This window comes from Exiguobacterium sp. s166, assembly GCF_018618855.1.
Classification (GTDB): domain Bacteria; phylum Bacillota; class Bacilli; order Exiguobacteriales; family Exiguobacteriaceae; genus Exiguobacterium_A.
This window is the reverse complement of the sequence record NZ_JACSMU010000005.1, coordinates 79,658-96,516: the sequence shown is the minus strand read 5'-3', so window position 1 is coordinate 96,516 and position 16,859 is coordinate 79,658. Positions and strand designations below refer to the sequence as shown.

Genomic DNA, 16,859 nt, shown 5'->3' with positions numbered 1-16,859 from the left:
GGGGACCATGACTATGTTGAATATACAACTGACATCACCATTAACCGTGACGACACCAAAAGGATTTAAAGCGACAGGAATCCATGTCGGACTTAGACGTAAACGGAAAGATTTAGCACTTTTAATATGTGAAGCGGGTGCCGATGCTGCAGCGGTCTACACGACCAATCAGGTCCAGGCAGCACCGATTACGGTGACGAAACAGGCGATGGCAACATCAGGCGGAAAGGTACATGCCGTTTTAGTCAACAGCGGGAATGCCAATGCCTGTACAGGTCAACTCGGACTCGAACATGCATATGCTTCGCAACAAGCTGTTGCCGATCAGTTTCAATTGGCTCAGGAACACGTTGTCATCGCTTCGACCGGTATCATCGGACAACCGCTCGCCATCGATACGTTACTTCAAGGAATCGAACAGTTGCAGCCGGAGAAAGGCGAAGAGAAAGCCGATGATTTTGCACTGGCTATTTTGACGACCGATACAGGTACGAAAACAGCCGGGCGCCAAGTCTGGTTAAATGGAGAACTGGTTTCGGTCTGCGGGGTTGCGAAGGGTTCGGGGATGATTCATCCGAATATGGCAACGATGCTTGGATTTTTAACGACCGATGCCTCAATTCCTTCTCCGTTATTACAGGATACCTTGAAATCTGCAGTCAACCGGACTTTTAACTGTATCACCGTCGATGGTGACAGCTCGACGAATGACATGGTGATGATTCTTGCGAGCGGGGCCGCACAATCACAGTCACTCCAACCGGGAACAGACGAACTGGCACAATTCCAAAAAGCAGTTGAGGAAGTATGCCAGGACTTAGCGAAACAAATTGCACGTGATGGTGAAGGTGCGACGAAGCTGATTGAAGTCAACGTCCATGGTACGGCGAATGAATGGACTGCCCGGAAAATTGCCAAACAGATCGTAGGATCTTCACTCGTGAAAACAGCGATTTTTGGTGAAGATGCGAACTGGGGACGTATCATTGCAGCTGTCGGCAGCATTGATGAACCGATTGATGTCGGACAAATTGATATCCGGATCGGTTCTCAGTGGGTCCTGCGTCACAGTATGCCGATTTTATTTGATGAATCGTTAGCGTCGCGAGAACTCGCACAAGAGGTTGTTGAAATCGAAGTACATTTAAATCAAGGACCTGCCAGTGGCTATGCATTTGGTTGTGACTTGACGTATGACTACATCAAAATCAATGCGAGCTACCGGACATGACGAAACGTAAATTAATCAAACTGGGTGGAAGTATCTTTGAACAATTGGATCCGCGTTATTACGAAGAATGGAATCAGTGGCTTGCTAAGAAAAATGAATTGATTATCCTTCATGGCGGTGGTCCGGCTTTATCGGCCTATTGTCAGGACATGAATATCAAAGCCGAATTCAAAAATGGTATTCGGATGACGACAGAAGCAGTTCTTCTGGGAGCGGAACGGGTGCTCGGAGGAGAAGTGCAATCCAAAATCGTCTACACCTTGAATGAAAATGGACTGCCGGCAATCGGTTTGACGGGAATTGACGGAGCCAGTATTCGCGGAAAACAGCAACCGGCGTTCGGAGCAGTCGGAGAAGTGACGCAGATTGATCCGAAGTTGTTTATGACACTGATGGAATCGGGATTCATCCCTGTCGTCACCTCTTTGATTACAGGAATGGAAGGAACGTTGAATTGTAATGGAGACACGTGTGCGGTTGCTTTAGCGGCAGGGCTGGCTGTCGATGAATTCGAATTACTGACAGATGTATCCGGTGTCAGGATGAATGGAACGTTTCAGACAGAGGTGACGGTTTCAGAACTGGAGGCGGGCATCGGATCGGCGGAAATCGATGGTGGAATGATTCCGAAAGTCGAAGCCGTCATCGAAGCGGTCCGACAAGGGATACATCAGGTCAAGATTCGTTCTGGACACGACGTGACGAGCCGAGGGACACGGATTAAGGAGGAAACCAATGAGCGCTTTACTACCGACGTATTTACGTCATGATATTGAATTAGTCGAAGGGAAGGGATCGTTCGTCAAGGATACGACAGGTAAAACCTACCTGGATTTCATGATGGGAATTGCCGTCTGTAACACCGGTCATCGTCATCCTCATGTGGAACAGGCATTACAGGAACAACTGCAAAAATTATGGCATACGTCTAATTTATTCGTCAGCAGTAAACAGGAACGAGTCGCAGCGATGTTGACCGAAAACAGTCATTTGAGCCATGTCTTCTTTTGCAACAGTGGGACAGAAGCGAATGAAGGGGCATTTAAGCTGATTCGAAAATGGACGCAGAAAAAAGAAATCCTGACGTTTAGTCAGTCCTTCCACGGAAGAACTTTCGCCATGATGGGAGCAACGGGTCAAGACAAAATTAAAGCCGGGTTCGGAGAGATGGTTCCGGATTTTAAGCATCTGACTTTTAACGATTTCGACAGCCTTGAAATGATCACGGACCAAACTGCTGCCGTCTGGCTTGAAGTGATTCAAGGAGAAGGCGGGGTAATCGTAGCGGGAAATGCCTGGTTAGAAGCGTTGATGGAGAGAGTTCGGAAGTTTGATGTGAAAGTAGTCATCGATGAAGTACAGACAGGTATCGGACGCACCGGATCGCGTTTCGCCTTTGAGCAGACGCCGTTAAAGCCGGATATCATTACCGTGGCAAAAGGTCTCGGAAGTGGATTCCCGGTCGGAGCAATCATCACGACACCGGAAGCGACGGCCATTTTCACACCTGGTACCCACGGGTCGACATTCGGAGGGAATCCATTGGCGATGGCGGCGGCAGAAGCGACACTGGATTTATTGTTAAACGATCAGCAAATGAAACAAGTTCAACTAAAAGGACTTTATTTGATGCAACAACTCGCTCAATTGCCGAAAACGATGGTTCGGGACATCCGCGGACGTGGATTGATGATTGGGGTTGAATTTCATGAACCGGTCTCACCGCTGATCTCGGCGTTGCAACAATCCGGAATGCTCGTCGTCAGTGCGGGATCAAATGTCATTCGATTGTTACCATCTTTGTTCGTTACGGAACAGGAACTCGATACGGCTGTCGAAAAGATCAAGTCAGTATGTCAACAGGAGGTCATGATGTGAAAGCGTTAGGGGCATTAAAATTAGCGGATGGGCAAGTATATCCCGGTGAGTTCATGGGCACTTCGTCCGTTCAAGGAGAGGTCGTATTTTTCACGGGAATGACCGGTTATCAAGAAGTGTTAACCGATCCTTCCTACCGGGGACAAATCATTGTTTTTACGTATCCCCTCATCGGACAATATGGCATTTCAGAGCAGGATTCAGAAAGTTGCCAGATTCAAGTATCGGGCGTAATTGTTCAGACATTGGCGAACAACGGATTACGGTCGGACTTGGCTGATTGGTTGGCAGCATCGGATGTACCGGTTTTGACTCAAGTCGATACGCGGGCACTGGTCCATCATTTGCGCAATCATGGTGATCAAATCGGTACGATCACAAGCGACGCCTCACCTGTTCAGAAACAGTCGAACTTGATTGCGGCCGTCTCGACGAAACAGCCGGAAACTTATCAAACTAGTCACGAAGCCGGACATATCGTCTGTCTCGACTACGGGGTTAAAAAATCGATGATTGAGGCGTTGCAGGTACGTCGGATGAAAGTGACGGTCGTTCCGTTTGATACACCGAAGTCGGTCATCGACGCATTGCAACCCGATGGTCTGCTTTTCTCAAATGGACCGGGAAATCCGAGTCAGCTCGATCATTTGATTCCTGAAATCAAGGAACTGGCGCTTGCCTATCCGACGCTCGGCATCTGTATGGGGCATCAACTGATTGCGAAATCTTTTGGTTGTCAAATCGAAAAACAGCATCACGGTCATCGTGGAGCCAATCATCCTGTCCGTCAGGTAAAGACCGGACGTGTCTTCATGACATCACAAAATCACGGGTATGTTGTCCAGGCGGACAGTGTCCGGAAATCTGAATTGAATGTCGCATATGAGCATATCAACGATGGTTCAATCGAAGGGCTGTTTCATCCGACACACCCTATCTTGACAGTTCAGTTTCACCCGGAAGCCCATCCCGGTCCACTGGAGGCAATGGTGATATTTGATCAATTCGTGACGAGCATCTTAAAGCAGGAGGTAGCATATGCAGGAACATAAAAAAGTCCTGGTCATCGGATCAGGCCCGATCGTGATTGGTCAAGCAGCAGAATTTGATTACTCGGGTACACAGGCATGTCAAACGCTTCGGGAAGCGGGATGCGAGGTCATGTTGATGAATTCGAATCCGGCTACGATCATGACGGATCCATCAACAGCGGATCATATCTATATCGAAGCAATGACGCTTGAAAAAGCGACTGCCATTATCAAACGTGAGCGACCGACCCATTTATTAGCGACAGTTGGCGGACAAACCGCTTTAAATCTTGCTTTATCACTCGAAGAGGCGGGAGTGCTTGAGCAGTATCAAGTCGAACTGCTGGGAACATCACTTGAGACGATCCGGGACGGCGAAGACCGCGAACGGTTTAAACAACGGATGCTGGAACTAAATCAACCGCTCCCGATCAGTCAAACGATTGAGACACTGGAAGAACTGGAAGGATTCATGGAAAAGGCAGGAGTCCCGCTTGTTGTCCGTCCTGCATTTACGCTAGGAGGAACCGGGGGCGGTATTGCTCAAACGAAAGCAGATGCCCGCAAACTTGCAGCGAATGGACTTCAGGCCAGCCCGATTTCACAATGTCTCGTCGAAGCCAGCATTGCCGGTTATAAAGAAGTCGAGTACGAAGTGATGCGGGATGCTTTTGATACGACGATCATCGTCTGCAACATGGAGAATATCGATCCGGTCGGTGTGCACACGGGAGATTCTGTCGTCTTCGCACCCATCCAATCGATATCCGATCAAATGAATCAAACCTTACGGACGGCATCATGGGAAATCGTTTCAGCGCTCGGTGTCGTTGGGGGATGTAATATCCAATTTGCAATCCATCCGACAGAACAGACGTACTATGTCATTGAGGTGAATCCCCGGGTCAGCCGTTCTTCGGCTTTAGCTTCAAAAGCAACGGGTTACCCGATTGCGAAATTAGCGACCCGTCTTGCACTCGGTGAGCGTCTCGATGATTGCATCAATCCGGTGACGAAAGAAACGATGGCCAGTTTCGAACCAGTCCTGGATTATGTCACAGCTAAAGTTCCTTGTTTCCCGTTTGATCTTTTCCCTGTAAGTGACCGCACACTCGGTACGCAGATGAAGGCGACCGGAGAAAGTATGGCGATGGGGAAGACACTCGAGGAAGCCTTACAAAAAGCATGGCGCGGTGCCGGAATCGAACAAGCCCCGTTGTATCCGGGCTGGATGAAAGAGGCCGAAACGGATGTATTATGGCAGGAAGTCAGCCAAATCACGGACCGCCGATTGTTAGCGATGTTGGCATTGCTGGACCGACAGGCGACGACACACAACGAGTTAGCTGAAAAAACACAAATTCAGTCCTTGTTCATCACGACGCTCGAGACTTTAATTCTGATGCAGGAAACGTTGGATTTGAATTTAAAAGAATCGCTGCAACAAGCAAAACGCTTCGGATTTACCGACCGGCAGATTGCGCAGATTGCCGATGTACCGGTGGAAGTCGTCCAGCAACAACGCCGTTCCTTTCTAATTCAGCCGAGTTTTCAAATGATTGATACCTGTGGAGCAGAATTTTCAAGTCTGACGCCGTACTTTTACGGCAGTTGGTCCGGCCGGACGGAAGTCACGCCATCCAGCCGGAAGAAAGTTGCTGTCCTCGGGGCCGGACCGATTCGGATCGGACAGGGAATCGAGTTTGACTACTGCTCGGTCCATGCCGTCCGTGCCTTGCAGCAAGCCGGTTATGAAACGATTATGATCAACAATAATCCGGAAACCGTTTCGACCGACTTTGAGGTCGCGGATCGTCTTTACGTCGAACCGTTGACGATTGAAGATGTTGTGCATGTCCTGGAAGCAGAGCAATGTCAGCAGGTGCTTGTCCAGTTCGGCGGACAGACCGCCATCACACTGGCAGCCGGGCTCGAACAGCTGGGTTACCAGCTGTTAGGGACGACGGCAGACACAATTGACGAGATGGAAGACCGTGATCGTTTTTATCAGTTTTTGGACCGGTTACAGATTGACCGCATACCGGGTCAAGAAGTTTCAAACCCTGAAGAGCTGACAGCAGTCGTACAAAAACTTGGTTATCCGTTGATGATTCGTCCATCGTACGTCATTGGCGGAAAAGGAATGCATCGTTTAACGACAGCAAGCGATTTAGAGAAATTATTGCCGGAAATCGCATTTCCGATCCTGGTGGATGCGTACATCGAAGGACAAGAGTTCGAAGTCGACTGCATTTCAGACAAGACAACGACGTACGTACCGGTCATCATGGAACAAATTGAAGCCGCCGGTGTTCATTCAGGTGATTCAACGATGATTTTACCCCCGGTTTCAGCTTCGGCAGACTTACAGGACGAGATTGAACGGATTGCGCAAACAATCGGTCAACACTTGGATTACCAAGGGGCCTTCAATATTCAGTTTGTCGTCAAAGATCAAACGATCTATGTGCTCGAGATTAATCCCCGCGCATCACGGACGTTACCGATCGTCTCGAAGGTGACGGGACAACCGTTGCTTGAATGGGCTGTTCAAGCAGCCATCGGGATGCAGGTCGATGCCTTGCCGACTGCTCGATTGACATTGCCGTTTCATGCCGTCAAGACGCCGGTTTTTTCAACATTGAAGTTACGTGGGGTTGATCCGATGACAGGTCCAGTCATGCGTTCAACCGGAGAAACGTTACAGTGGACGGAAGCGGGATTTGCCAAAGAACGGTTCGTCTTCGATCAGACGACGAAAGCCGCGATGTCGAAACGCACACGTCGTATCTGTGGAGCGGGAACCCACACATGGTCGGACGGAGAGGAACTAGAGCAGGATACCGAGTTTGATACGTGTCTCGTGTTCTTCTCAAAGGCGGAAGAGGAACGGATACAACGGGAAAAAGCACTTGCTCAGGGAGCGATTGTCATTACTGAAGAACATCTTGCCCACTATTTTGAATCCGTCCAAGCTATACCGATGTGTACCGTGAAACGGTTAGCCGAATGGACGAAACAAAAGGAGCCGATCCAATGACGACAACACAACGATTAAAACATTTGCTGACACTGGGAGAGTTGACCGCAGAAGGACTGACTGAGTTGCTGGAACTGGCGAAGGCCGTCAAAGCCTCTCCTGCGACTTATGCTCAAACACTTGCAGGAAAAAAAGTTGCTTTGCTGTTTGAAAAAGCATCGACGCGCACACGGATTTCTTTTGAAGTCGGTGTCGTCGAATTAGGGGGATATCCGGTCGTCTTAAACGGATCGGATATGCAAATCGGTCGCGGAGAATCTCTCAGCGATACGATTCAAGTCATGAGCCGTTATGTTGACGCCTTGATGATTCGGACCTTTGCCCATGAAACGGTCGAGACGTTAGCGGCACACGGGACAATTCCAATTATCAACGGATTGACTGACCTTCATCATCCGTGTCAGGTGTTAGCTGATTTACTGACGATCGAAGAACATTTTGGTCAACGTCAAGGCAAGATACTCGCTTATGTTGGAGATGGAAACAACATGGCACATTCGCTGCTTTTAGGAGGAGCGTTAAGTGGAATGACAGTTCGAATTTGCAGTCCGGCCGCCTATGCACCGGATCAAACGATTATCGATCAAGCAAAAGTACTGGCACAAAAGTCAGGCGGCCGAATCGAACAATATACGGATCCTGTTCAAGCGGTTGCGGGTGCAGATGTCATCTACAGTGATGTATTTGCCAGCATGGGACAAGAAGAAGAGTCGGCAGATCGTCTGAAAGCATTCCAAGGATATCAAGTCAATCAAGCGTTGTTGATGACAGCTGCTGACGATGTGATTTTCCTGCACTGTCTTCCGGCACATCGCGGGGAAGAAGTGACGGCAGAAGTCATTGACGGCAGTCACTCACTTGTATTTGACCAGGCGGAAAACCGGCTCCATGCTCAAAAAGCATTAATGATCGAATTGATTGGAGTAATGGACTAAGCGAAAAGACAGACTGTTGGTTCCGATAAGGAACACAGTCTGTCTTTTGTTTTAATCGTATTGACGCCGGGCGAGCTGCTCAGTCTGTTCTTTTGTAATCTGCCGTTTATTTTTTTCGTGCAACCGCCCCATGAAGGACGTTCGCTGCCATGAGGGCGACCAGTCCGACTCCTTATGTGCACGTAAGGCTAAGATGTAGTCGTAACTCAAATGAAGGCGTTCAATCATTTCCGTGCGAACGTCACAAATATGACCGTGTCCTGGAATAAGTAGCTTTACCTCATACTCATAAATGAACGATTCAAGCAATTCAAGCGTTGTTAAATATTCACCCGAATCGTGTTCAATCAAAGGAATTTCGACGTCGGATGCATAGTCACCACAGACGAGGATATGGAGCGGCATCACCACGAACGATAAGTGAGTAGATTCATGACCGGGAGTCAGGAAAAACATCAGTTTGGTTTTACCGATCGTCAACGTCGTTTCGGACTCCTCGATGACGTGTGTAATATTCGGAAAAAGGACAGGGGACTCGATATAGTATTCGTCATTAAAATTTTGGACTTCTTCCAGTGCTGCCGTCCGGTTCACATCCACAAAGCGGCGAGACGCGATCGCGATCGCATCTTTGAAAGCATAGGCACCTAATATATGATCGAAATGGGCATGTGTATACACAATATAAAGAGGACGGTCGTGTCGGATGATTTCCACATCGCGGCGGATTGTTGCGATTTCATCCGGTAACCAGCCCGGATCAACGACGATCAGACAGTCGGGTGTCTCAATCAAGGTCGAGGTCGTTTTCATTAATGTACTTTGGTAGACCGTGACACCGGGCATTTTCATTTGAATCATGACAGTCCTCCTCTTTTCTTGTAGTAACGTTTTATACCGAACTATACCCGAAAGCAGACGGAATGTATCCTGGAGACAACAAAAAGACGGCTTGCAAATTGCAAGCCGTCCGCCCTCGAGGGCATAAAAGTCGTTGACCTATGTGTCGTTGACCTATGTTATGTCATAAATTGGAGCGGGTGAAGAGAATCGAACTCTCATCATCAGCTTGGAAGGCTGAGGTTTTACCACTAAACTACACCCGCAAAAGTGACTACATGAAATATAGTAGCATAGCAAAGCGTTTATTTCCATAACTTTTATGAAAAAAGGTAATTCTTTCGATTTTATGTGTACAATAATAAGAGCTAAATCGTTTACATGAGCTTCCTGTAACGAGAGTGAGTGGCTGAGGATGGAAAGAGGAGCGAATGACTGGTGAACAAAGTTCGAGTTTGGAGCGAACAGCTGATGGGAAGAGGATGGATGGCGACATGTCACCATCAAATCGATCGTTATCGCTTCACGACAGGAGAGTGGTTTCTTAACGCAAGCTTACTTGCCTTTTCAATCGAACAGGATGCAGATATGCTACCGGACGTGCTTCCGAACGAATTGAGGATCCCCTTAGTATCTGAACGGATGAAACAGATATTGGAGCGGCTGACACCGTTTTCCGTCCAATGTCTTCGTGTCCAGCTGAAGACACGAACGGGACTCATCAATTACTATCTCATCAATATTCTAGCGGTAAGACGGGTGGAACATCTACATAAGACGGAAATTTTCCGCACTCTTCGGAAAAAACAAGTCTACTTCATGACGGAGCGAATCATCAGTACATCGCTTGGTCCCCACCACATCTTGCGGGATGAACGTACGGAACGTATTTTCCTCTCGGATACGCTAGCACGGTGTTTCCAGCAACTAGCCGTGACAGGCATACATTTTGACGAGATAAATCGAATGGAGGAAATTATATGAAACAGTACACGGTCGATAATTGGATTACACTGCAATATCCAAAAACGTTTGAATACCAAGAAGAGGAAACATTCGTTAGTTTTTATTCGACGGAAGAAAATGCGATGGGGACGTTACAGTTATCCATCTACGAGTCGGATGCAGAAGAACTGACACCTTTTGAAGCGGCAGAACAGGAAATCAACTTATTGGTGGAAGAGTTTGGTATTGAACTGACTGGACCACTTGAAGCACGTCGGAATTCTTCCAAAGAAGCACTTCTTGCTGTAGACGGGAAAGAAGAGGAGGTCTTCATCCGGATTTATGCATATTCAGACGGAGAACGACTTGTTCTATTAACGTATTCTGCAGATCGTGAGTCACTGGAATTGGAAGAAATTGAAGCGATGATCTTATCATTGAACTGGATTCACTAATACAAAAGCGAAGTGCCCTCAATTGAGGGCACCTCGCTTTTGTTCATTATGGATGTCCTTGTTTCCGCAGTGAAGAAAGCGGATGTGAGCCGATCTGCTTGTTCAGCCAACCTGCGATATCCGCAAAAATACGGATCCGCTCAAACTCGTGGAATAACTCATGCCGCAATCCACGGTAGACCGTGAGTTGCACCCCTTCGACACGAACCCGGTTGTAGGCATCAAACAGGGCATGAATTCCTTTGCCGTCGAATGCGACCGGGTCATCTTCCCCGGCTATCAGCAGCAACGGTAAATGACGCGGATGTTGATACAGATAAGCCAGTGAGTTGACGGATTTGGTCGCCGACAGTAATTCGTTAAAAAAGCCGAGTGTGACGGTTTGCCCCGATAGAGGATCTTCATCGTAACGTACGACGGATTGAGGATCGGAGGATAACCAGGCATTCGAAGAGAGTGCCGGGAAGAAACGTAAGTTATACCGACCGAAAATTAGCTTACTGAGTCCTTCTGCCGGATGTTGAGAAGAAGTTTGTTCGATCAGTCGTCCGACAATTTTTTGACTGACGGTGCCGAGTAAACCATTGTCTGTCGGAGGACCACTTGCGATGACCCCTGCCAACTCGTGTCCGAGTGTTTGGCCAAGGCGTCTTGAAATGAGTGAACCAAAACTGTGGCCAAACACGAAAATCGGTAAATCCGGATAACGATCTTTGATATCGTAAACCAGTTCTTCAGCATCCTGCATCAATTGCGCAAAACCATGATTTGGCTCCAAATGCCCAAGGGAGTCCAGCTGTTGTGCGCGTGTGCCAAAACAACGCACATCCGGAATAATCGTATGGTAGTGGTGGGCATAGAGGAACTCTGCAAACTCTTGGTAGCGCGCACCGTGCTCCATCATTCCGTGAAAAACAATGACGACCCCTTTCGGAGCGGTAGCTTCTAACAGATGCATCGTCGTCGTGTAGCCGTCTGATGCAATCCAGTGTGTATGGTCGATTGTCACATCTATCATCCTTCCCTGATTAAGAAAGTCCGTATATTGTTCCGTCTTCAGAAATTCCCATCTTATTGGCAGCTGGTGTTTTCGGTAAACCCGGCATGGTTAATACATTCCCGGTCAAGGCGACGATGAACCCCGCACCGATGGATGGTTTGATTTCGCGGACAGTAATCGTAAATCCTTCGACACGTCCGTACTTGCTTGGATCATCCGTCAATGAGAAAGGTGTTTTTGCCATACAGATCGGCAGATGTCCCAGTCCCTGCTCGGTGCAACGCTCAAGCTCACGTAATGCCTTTTCTTCGAAATGCACATCTGCTGCACCATATACTCGTTTAGCAATCCGTTCGATTTTTTGTGTCAGCGGCAGTTCGGCCGGATAAAGCGGAGTAAACTGACTCTCTTCCTCCAAAGCCTCAAAGACCTGCTCCGCCAGTGCTTCTCCACCGGCTCCCCCTTGGCTGAAGACTTCGCTTTCAGCGACGCGGATCTTGCGTTCACGGCACCATTCGAGCACCGTCTCGCGCTCCGTATCGGTATCGCTTGCGAAACGATTCAAGGCGACAACGGCCGGCACGCCGAACAAATCCATTGTTTCAACGTGCTTCTCGAGTAAAGCCAGTCCTTCGACTAAAGCGGATAAATTTTCTTCCGCCAATTGATCCTTTGCAACCCCGCCATGCATTTTCAACGCACGGACAGTCGCAACGACGACAACCGCATCCGGATGCAGATTGCCAATTCTGGATTTAATGTTAAAGAATTTTTCTGCTCCGAGATCTGCTCCGAATCCGGCTTCCGTGACGACATAATCACTCAGCTTCAAGGCAGTACGTGTCGCAATCAGCGAGTTACAACCGTGGGCAATATTTGCGAACGGACCGCCATGGATTAAAGCCGGTGTGCCTTCGACCGTCTGGACAAGATTTGGGCGGAAGGCTTCTTTTAAAAGTAACGTCGCAGCACCGGCAGCTTCGATATCCTGAACTGTAACCGGTTGTTGATCATACGAATAGGCGACGACAATCCGGCTGATCCGTTCTTCTAAATCCGTGATGGAATCGGCGAGGCAGAGAACAGCCATGATTTCCGAAGCGACCGTGATATCAAACCCATCTTGACGCGGAACGCCATGAGCCGGTCCACCCAGTCCGATCGTGATTTGTCGCAAGGCCCGGTCATTGAGATCGAGGACACGTTTCCAAGTGACCCGACGAGGATCAATTCCTAAGTCATTCCCTTGATGAAGATGATTATCGAGTAGGGCACTGATTGTATTGTGGGCTGACGTGATGGCATGCATATCGCCTGTAAAATGAAGGTTAATTTCTTCCATCGGCAAGACTTGGCTGTAACCGCCACCGCACGCTCCGCCTTTCAACCCCATCGTTGGTCCAAGTGATGGTTCGCGTAAACAGATCATCGTCTTATGATTGAGGCGATGCAATGCTTGACCAAGTCCGACCGTCACTGTCGATTTTCCTTCGCCGGCAGCCGTCGGATTGATCGCCGTGACAAGAATCAGTTTTCCATCCGTCTTCGTCGCCAATCGTTTAACTAATCCGTCCGTCAACTTCGCTTTGTATTTTCCGTACGTATCATAATCCGCATCGGTTAATCCAATATGTTTAGCAATTTCGGAGATGGGGCGCAGAATGGTTTGTTGGGCAATTTCTAGATCAGAACGAATCGTTTTTTCCATGGCGTAATCTTCCTCTCAAGATGAATTTCTCTATATTTCCTTAATAGTAGCGTATCTGAAACTGACACGCCAAATAATCGTTCAATATATTCCACCCAACTTGTCAAATGGTTGCGTTTTCATTTTATGGAAAGTTGCGTAGTCTAGGGATAGAGGAGGGATGAGCAATGGCAGTAAGCAATAAGAAAAAAGTAAAGCGCGGACTTGAATTTTGGATGTTTGTCGGACCCGTCTTTTTAGTGTTCGCAGTGATTGTTCTCGTACCTTTTTTTAATGGTGTCATGTATTCATTCACGGATTGGAACGGAATTACGGGTGAATTAAATTGGATTGGATTTGATAACTATGTCCGCCTCTTTACAGTGGACGAACAGTTTCAGCAGTCCTTTTGGCTGACGACAAAATATACCGTCGTTGCCGTAATTTTAACAAACCTGGTCGGATTCATTTTAGCGTTTTTACTCACGCAAAATATTCGGACACGAAACTTCTTACGGACGATTTTCTTCATGCCAAACTTAATTGGTGGATTGATTCTTGGGTTCGTCTGGCAGTTTATTTACGTTAAAGGATTTGCGTCGATTGGAGAATTGACAGGTTGGAGTTTATTCGAACTTCCATGGCTCGGTGACGCCCGAACTGGTTTCTGGGGCATTGTCATCGTCTCGATTTGGCAAGGTGGGGGATATATCATGGTCATCTATATCGCTGCCCTGCAAAATGTACCGCAGGAACTGATTGAAGCAGCCAAAATCGATGGAGCCAACCGATTATCCACGTTGCGAAATATTACGATTCCACTGATCATGCCGTCTGTTACGATTTGTCTGTTCTTGACGATTTCTTGGTCCTTTAAATTATTTGATACGAACTTATCGCTGACAAATGGTGGTCCGTTCAAATCGACAGAAATGCTTGCGCTGAACATCTATAAAGAATCGTTTACAAACAATAACCTGGGTCTTGGTTCTGCCAAAGCGATCATCTTCTTTGTTGTCGTTGCCGCGATTACCGTTACTCAAGTCTACTTGACGAAAAAACGGGAGGTGGAAGCATGAGTACTGCACAACCTTTGCCGAAACCGGAACTGACGCCGGAGAAACCGGCACCGAAAAAGCGTGGTCGTTATTCCGTGCGTCTCGGTACCGTTGAGATTGCCGCACTGTTGATGGGCTTACTGTATATGATTCCGTTTTATTATGTCATTTCGAACTCGTTTAAAACGCAAGGAGATATCTTTACAAATACATCGGGGCTTCCGAAAGAATGGATCACCTCAAACTATACAGATGCCTGGGCAGCGATGAATTTTGGAAAAGTGTTTCTGAATTCTGTCATCATTACAGTTGGTGCAAATGCAGTTATTGTTATTTTTTGTTCGATGGCCGCCTGGAAACTTGTTCGGACGAAAACCCGCTTGTCGACCATCATCTTTTTCCTGTTTGTCGCCGCGATGATCATTCCGTTTCAGTCGATCATGATTCCGTTATCGAAGCTGTCGGGTGATCTCGGTCTGCAAAACAGTTATTGGGGTCTGATTTTGATGTATCTCGGCTTTGGTTCCGGCTTGTCGATTTTCTTGTATCATGGATTCATGAAATCGATTCCGGAAGAGATTGAAGAAGCAGCCATCATTGACGGTTGCTCGCAGTGGGGCGTCTTTTGGCGGATTGTGTTCCCGTTGCTTAAACCGATCACGGTAACGATTGTCATTTTGAACACACTTTGGATTTGGAATGATTTCTTGTTGCCGTCCCTGATGTTGCGTGATGTCGAACTGCGGACGATTCCGCTCGCAACGTTCTATTTCTTCGGTCAGTACACGAAGCAGTGGGACTTGGCGCTAGCCGGATTAATTCTCGGGATTATTCCGTTGTTACTCTTCTTCTTTGCGATGCAAAAACAAATTATTCAAGGGATTACGAGTGGTTCAATCAAATAAAGATGTAAGCGCGTTCTCGCTTCTGCGGGAACGTTTTTATATGACATATCTAGTCTGATTAGTCAGATTATTTTATTTTTTTTTGAAAAAAGGGCTTTTCAAATGCTTGCCGGATGGTGTACGATGTTCTCAATTCAATTGTAACAACGACGTTGAAGGGAAGAGTAACATCTTGTAAAACCGGATTAGCGAGCTGGGGGCGGTGAGAGCCCAGTCGGAAACAAGTTGCGAAGAACATCCCGGAGTCGCTACCCGAACACTGAAGTCAGTAGGCGTAGCCGGAGTTGCCTGTCCGTTATCATATGGCCGAAGATTGAGATGATAATTGATCATCAGTCTTTTGAGTGAGCAGCTGAGCTGTTAACATGGGTGGTACCGCGGAACCGAGTCTTTCGTCCCATATTCTTGGGAGAGAAGGGCTCTTTTTTATGGCTTCTTTTTCAAACACACAATTGAGGAGGAAGAATACCATGACAACACTCGTATCTATGAAACAGACACAGGAAGCCATCACACTTGTAAAAAAACGCTTTGAGGAGCAGTTCTCGGCACAACTCGGATTAACACGCGTCGAAGCGCCGTTATTCGTCGAAAGCACACTTGGAGTCAACGATCATCTGAACGGAATCGAACGTGTCATCCGCTTTGATGCAATTGACCATCAGGCAGAACTCGAGATCGTTCAATCTCTTGCGAAGTGGAAACGCCAGGCACTCCACACATACGGATTCTCAAAAGGGGAAGGCTTGTACACATTGATGCATGCCATCCGTCGTGATGAAGTACTGGACGAAACTCATTCGATTCACGTCGACCAGTGGGACTGGGAACGTGTCATTACAAAAGAAGAGCGGACGATTGACTACTTGCAAACGACGGTTCGTGCGATTTACGAGTCGATTCGCCAAGTGGAACGTGAAGTCGAAGAGAAACTTGCGATTGAAGCGATTTTACCGGAGACGATTCATTTCATGACGACACAAGAACTTGAAGATGCATACCCGACACTTTCGACAAAAGAGCGCGAGACCGAAGTGACGAAAGAGTATGGTGCTGTCTTTTTGATGCAGATTGGTGGTGCATTGGCATCCGGAGAAAAACATGACGGTCGAGCAGCAGACTACGATGACTGGACGCTCAACGGTGATATTTTAGTTCACCATCCGGAAATCGGAGCATTTGAACTGTCGTCGATGGGTATCCGGGTCGACCGCGAAACATTGCTGGCGCAGATCGAAACGACGGGCGAACACACGAAACTTGATTTCCCGTTCCACCAAGGTGTATTGGCAGAGAAACTGCCGCTGACAATCGGTGGAGGAATCGGACAATCCCGGATGGCGATGTTCCTCTTGAAGAAACGTCATATCGGTGAAGTTCAAGCATCGGTCTGGTCGGAAGAAACACGCGCGTCGTACCGTGAACAAGGTGTGCACCTGCTGTAAGAACGAGTGATGTACTGATAAATCTGATTCAAAATGTCCTACTGGCCATGATTTCATGGCCAGAAGGACATTTTTTTATAGGGTAAAATAAGTTCATCCGACCTCAGACGGAGGAAAGACGTGTGAAAACACGTTATAATGGGCATATGAACTAATAAGAGAGAGGTGAAGACATGTCAGCGATACTCATTACAGGATTAGTGTTTGCCCTACTTTTCGTCGTGTTTCTTTGGTTTAACATCAAAGGATTACGGACGATGTGGCGTGATTACAAACGCACAGGATCAATGATGGCACTTGGCTTCTTTATCGTCGGAATCATCGGGATCTTTACAGGAGTCTGGACGACGCTCGTCGTCATAATTTATTATCTTCTTCGTCCTGCACGAGGCTGATTTAGAGGAGTGGT

The 16,859-nt window shown here is 47.6% G+C and carries 15 protein-coding genes, 1 tRNA gene and 1 other annotated feature; of the genes, 12 read left to right on the top strand and 4 right to left on the bottom strand.

Features of this window, described 5'->3' with window-relative positions:
• Nucleotides 1-13: 13 nt before the first annotated feature.
• Genes argJ through argF form a run of 6 tightly spaced genes read left to right on the top strand, consistent with a single transcriptional unit; the run spans nucleotide 14 to nucleotide 8,115 of the window.
• Nucleotides 14-1,231: a bifunctional glutamate N-acetyltransferase/amino-acid acetyltransferase ArgJ gene (gene argJ, locus KNP93_RS11945; protein ID WP_305798038.1), complete on the top strand. Its 1,218-nt coding sequence runs from the start codon at nucleotides 14-16 to the stop codon at nucleotides 1,229-1,231.
• Nucleotides 1,228-2,001: an acetylglutamate kinase gene (gene argB, locus KNP93_RS11940; RefSeq protein WP_214855438.1), complete on the top strand. Its 774-nt coding sequence runs from the start codon at nucleotides 1,228-1,230 to the stop codon at nucleotides 1,999-2,001. Before argJ ends, argB begins: the two co-directional genes overlap by 4 nt.
• Complete coding sequence (locus KNP93_RS11935) at nucleotides 1,967-3,109, top strand: acetylornithine transaminase (protein WP_214855435.1); 1,143 nt, start codon at nucleotides 1,967-1,969, stop codon at nucleotides 3,107-3,109. The genes argB and KNP93_RS11935 overlap by 35 nt, the downstream gene beginning before the upstream one ends.
• A complete protein-coding gene (locus KNP93_RS11930; protein ID WP_214855432.1) occupies nucleotides 3,106-4,161 on the top strand; it encodes a carbamoyl phosphate synthase small subunit in 1,056 nt (351 codons plus the stop codon). The genes KNP93_RS11935 and KNP93_RS11930 overlap by 4 nt, the downstream gene beginning before the upstream one ends.
• A complete protein-coding gene (gene carB, locus KNP93_RS11925) occupies nucleotides 4,148-7,180 on the top strand; it encodes a carbamoyl-phosphate synthase (glutamine-hydrolyzing) large subunit (RefSeq protein WP_214855429.1) in 3,033 nt (1,010 codons plus the stop codon). The genes KNP93_RS11930 and carB overlap by 14 nt, the downstream gene beginning before the upstream one ends.
• Complete coding sequence (argF, locus tag KNP93_RS11920; RefSeq protein ID WP_214855426.1) at nucleotides 7,177-8,115, top strand: ornithine carbamoyltransferase; 939 nt, start codon at nucleotides 7,177-7,179, stop codon at nucleotides 8,113-8,115. Before carB ends, argF begins: the two co-directional genes overlap by 4 nt.
• A 51-nt stretch (nucleotides 8,116-8,166) precedes the next feature.
• On the opposite strand, the gene KNP93_RS11915 is transcribed toward argF, so the two are convergent.
• Nucleotides 8,167-8,976: an MBL fold metallo-hydrolase gene (locus tag KNP93_RS11915; RefSeq protein ID WP_131504235.1), complete on the bottom strand. Its 810-nt coding sequence runs from the start codon at nucleotides 8,974-8,976 to the stop codon at nucleotides 8,167-8,169.
• A 171-nt stretch (nucleotides 8,977-9,147) separates the two neighbouring features.
• Nucleotides 9,148-9,221, bottom strand: a tRNA-Gly gene (locus KNP93_RS11910).
• Between the two features lie 172 nt (nucleotides 9,222-9,393).
• Between KNP93_RS11910 and KNP93_RS11905 the strand changes: the two genes are divergently transcribed.
• Nucleotides 9,394-9,939 carry an imm11 family protein gene (locus KNP93_RS11905; protein ID WP_371819928.1) on the top strand — a complete coding sequence of 182 codons (546 nt, stop codon included), beginning with the start codon at nucleotides 9,394-9,396 and terminating at the stop codon, nucleotides 9,937-9,939.
• On the top strand, nucleotides 9,936-10,355 hold the full coding sequence (locus KNP93_RS11900; RefSeq protein ID WP_131504234.1) for a hypothetical protein: 420 nt from the start codon (nucleotides 9,936-9,938) through the stop codon (nucleotides 10,353-10,355). Before KNP93_RS11905 ends, KNP93_RS11900 begins: the two co-directional genes overlap by 4 nt.
• Nucleotides 10,356-10,401: 46 nt before the next feature.
• Here the strand turns inward: KNP93_RS11900 and KNP93_RS11895 are convergent, their stop codons facing one another.
• Nucleotides 10,402-11,373 (bottom strand): alpha/beta fold hydrolase, encoded by a 972-nt coding sequence (locus tag KNP93_RS11895; RefSeq protein ID WP_214855423.1) that lies wholly within the window; start codon nucleotides 11,371-11,373, stop codon nucleotides 10,402-10,404.
• A 10-nt stretch (nucleotides 11,374-11,383) separates the two neighbouring features.
• Complete coding sequence (locus KNP93_RS11890) at nucleotides 11,384-13,063, bottom strand: formate--tetrahydrofolate ligase (RefSeq protein WP_131504232.1); 1,680 nt, start codon at nucleotides 13,061-13,063, stop codon at nucleotides 11,384-11,386.
• Nucleotides 13,064-13,230: 167 nt separating this feature from the next.
• Here KNP93_RS11890 and KNP93_RS11885 point away from each other — a divergent pair, with 167 nt between their 5' ends.
• The 4 genes from KNP93_RS11885 to KNP93_RS11870 all read left to right on the top strand — a co-directional run bounded on the left by KNP93_RS11885 (nucleotide 13,231) and on the right by KNP93_RS11870 (nucleotide 16,845).
• Complete coding sequence (locus KNP93_RS11885) at nucleotides 13,231-14,121, top strand: carbohydrate ABC transporter permease (RefSeq protein ID WP_026829190.1); 891 nt, start codon at nucleotides 13,231-13,233, stop codon at nucleotides 14,119-14,121.
• Nucleotides 14,118-15,005 carry a carbohydrate ABC transporter permease gene (locus KNP93_RS11880; protein ID WP_131504231.1) on the top strand — a complete coding sequence of 296 codons (888 nt, stop codon included), beginning with the start codon at nucleotides 14,118-14,120 and terminating at the stop codon, nucleotides 15,003-15,005. Before KNP93_RS11885 ends, KNP93_RS11880 begins: the two co-directional genes overlap by 4 nt.
• Nucleotides 15,006-15,148: 143 nt before the next feature.
• Nucleotides 15,149-15,408: a binding site (T-box leader), on the top strand.
• 67 nt (nucleotides 15,409-15,475) lie between these two features.
• A complete protein-coding gene (gene asnA / locus KNP93_RS11875; protein ID WP_131973621.1) occupies nucleotides 15,476-16,450 on the top strand; it encodes an aspartate--ammonia ligase in 975 nt (324 codons plus the stop codon).
• A 173-nt stretch (nucleotides 16,451-16,623) separates the two neighbouring features.
• Nucleotides 16,624-16,845: a hypothetical protein gene (locus tag KNP93_RS11870; RefSeq protein ID WP_014969583.1), complete on the top strand. Its 222-nt coding sequence runs from the start codon at nucleotides 16,624-16,626 to the stop codon at nucleotides 16,843-16,845.
• Nucleotides 16,846-16,859 lie beyond the last annotated feature (14 nt).